At 52.5% G+C, this 2,218-nt stretch carries 2 protein-coding genes and 1 pseudogene; all 3 read left to right on the forward strand.

What is annotated here, in order from left to right; translation table 11 throughout:
* The first annotated feature begins 312 nt into the window (after positions 1–312).
* Complete coding sequence (locus tag QZ506_RS10490; RefSeq protein ID WP_291970955.1) at positions 313–633, forward strand: ATP-binding cassette domain-containing protein; 321 nt, start codon at positions 313–315, stop codon at positions 631–633.
* Between the two features lie 64 nt (positions 634–697).
* On the forward strand, positions 698–1,975 hold the full coding sequence (locus tag QZ506_RS10495) for a cytochrome P450 (RefSeq protein ID WP_291970953.1): 1,278 nt from the start codon (positions 698–700) through the stop codon (positions 1,973–1,975).
* Positions 1,976–2,125: 150 nt separating this feature from the next.
* Positions 2,126–2,218, forward strand: a pseudogene (locus QZ506_RS10500) (IS5/IS1182 family transposase); the annotation flags it as partial.

The raw sequence follows: 2,218 nt of genomic DNA on the forward strand, positions 1-2,218 counted from the left end.
AGTCCAGTGAAACGACGGATACTCGCAACGTAAAATCATGCAGTTAGGCCTCATGAGAAAAATGTACACCTGAGGGGACAAGCATTTTCTACCAAAACTGGCTTGGCAAAACAGCATGACTCACTATTATTCAACAAAGCCCAAAGCCGGGAGAATCATTAAGGAAAAATAGCCCGGTAGTGGAAAGCGCAGAAGAAACACGCTAAAACGATAAAAAAGTTAGGTTCCCGGATGATCGATACGATGCGAAAACGTGATCGACCTTAGATGCGTGCGAATCGATGATCGATCGCATGCGAATATGCACTGGGGCTGGATAGCCGGGTCGGCGAAGGGGGAGGATTGTTGTCGGGCGGTGAACGTCAGCGTGCCGCACTGGCGCGCGCATTGCTGAAAAATGCGCCAATCCTGCTGTTGGATGAAGCAACCGGTGCGTTAGACCCGGAAAATCAGGAAGCGATCATTCAGGGGCTTAACGCATTGCGTGGCCGCTGCACCATGCTGGTCATCGCGCATCAGTTGCACACCATCCGCAATGCGGATCACACATTAGTGCTTGATCACGGGCAGATTGTGGAACAGGGCAACCATCAACAGTTGTTGGCCATGAATGGACGCTACGCGGCCTTTTGACAGGCAAAAGTGCGCGCTGAAGGATGGCGCATTGTACATCCCCGAGAAGGATAAGGAGACGATGATGTCTGAGCCTCTGTGTGATAGTCAGCATTGCGCTACGCGTTGGCCGCTGCCTGACGTTGATTTGACGGATTTGACGCTGTTCTCTCAAGGCTTTCCCCATTCCGTTTTCACGCAATTGCGACAGAGTGGGGGCGCGCTGTATCATCCGGCCACCCCGTTGACGCCTGATAACGAGGGTTTTTGGGTGTTCACGCGCTATCAGGATATTGTGCCGCTCGCCAGAGATATCGACACCTTCTCCTCTCATCGAGGCGGCGATCGTGCCGGAGGTGGAACCATGATTGAGGATCTTCCTTGTGCCGCAGGGCCGGGGACCGTCATCAATATGATGGACGATCCGCGCCATAAAGCGTTGCGACGTCTGATGGCTCCGGGGATCACCCGAGGGCGCATTGCTGCATTGGAGCCCATTCTTACTGTGGCGGCGCGTCAGGCTGTCATGAGTGCGTTAGCCAAAGGGGAAGGAGATTTTGTGTCGGATATTGCCGCCGAACTTCCGCTGTTTGCCATCGCACATTTGGTTGGGATTCCTCCTGAAGATCGGCAACCGATCTCAGGTTGGATTAACGCGGTGCTTGATTATTCCGATCGTCAATTGGGGCAGAGCAGTGTCAGCAGTCAGCAAGGCATGCAGCAGTTTATGGCTTACGCACAGCACGTTGTGGAACAACGTCGTCAGGTACCCGGTGATGATATTGTTTCGCTGGCGATCGCGGGAGAACTTTCCGCTGAACTGGGCAGCTTGACGCCGATGGAGCAGGTGATGGTGTTTAGCGTGGTGATGGTGGCCGGTTTGGAAACCACGCGCAATGCTATTGCGGGCGGAATACTGGCGTTTATTCAGCATCCGAAACAGTGGCGACTGTTACAACAAGAGCCTGCGCGAATGAACCGGGCACTGGAGGAAATTTTACGCTGGACCTCGCCCACGCCGTACAACCGCCGCACCGCCACGCGCGATGTTGACATCGCGGGTAAACGCATCAAAGCTGGCGAGAAAGTGACGTTGTGGTGGGCCTCGGCCAATCGCGATGAACAGCAGTTTGACAACCCCTTCGCCTTTGATATCTGCCGGGAGAAAAATGCCCATTTGGCGTTCGGCAGCGGGGGACATGGCTGTCTGGGAGCGCAGTTGGCGACGCTGGAGATGCGTGTTGTCTTTCGGGAATTGCTAAACAACATTGATGCCTTCGCATTAAACGGCCCCGTGGAGTGGGTCCGCAGTAACAAACATACCGGTATTCGGCGTATGCCTCTGCGTTATAAAGGGTTATAACGGCAGATTGCGTCAATGCTTTCTTGTCATGAAGAGAAATAATAGCCGTTAAAAAAATAATGGCTTATTTTTTGAGGCGTTGTTGAATAAATAGAACTTTTTGGTAATCATCGGAGCAGATCACCACAGTTGTTTCAAAATCAGGTCTCCATGGCAAAACAAAATTTTAAAATCACCAACTGGCCCTCTTATAACAATGCCCTCAAGCAGCGCGGTTCTCTAACCGTATGGCTAGATGAATCA

Origin of the sequence: Candidatus Symbiopectobacterium sp., from assembly GCF_020054415.1 — a bacterium.
Classification (GTDB): domain Bacteria; phylum Pseudomonadota; class Gammaproteobacteria; order Enterobacterales; family Enterobacteriaceae; genus Symbiopectobacterium.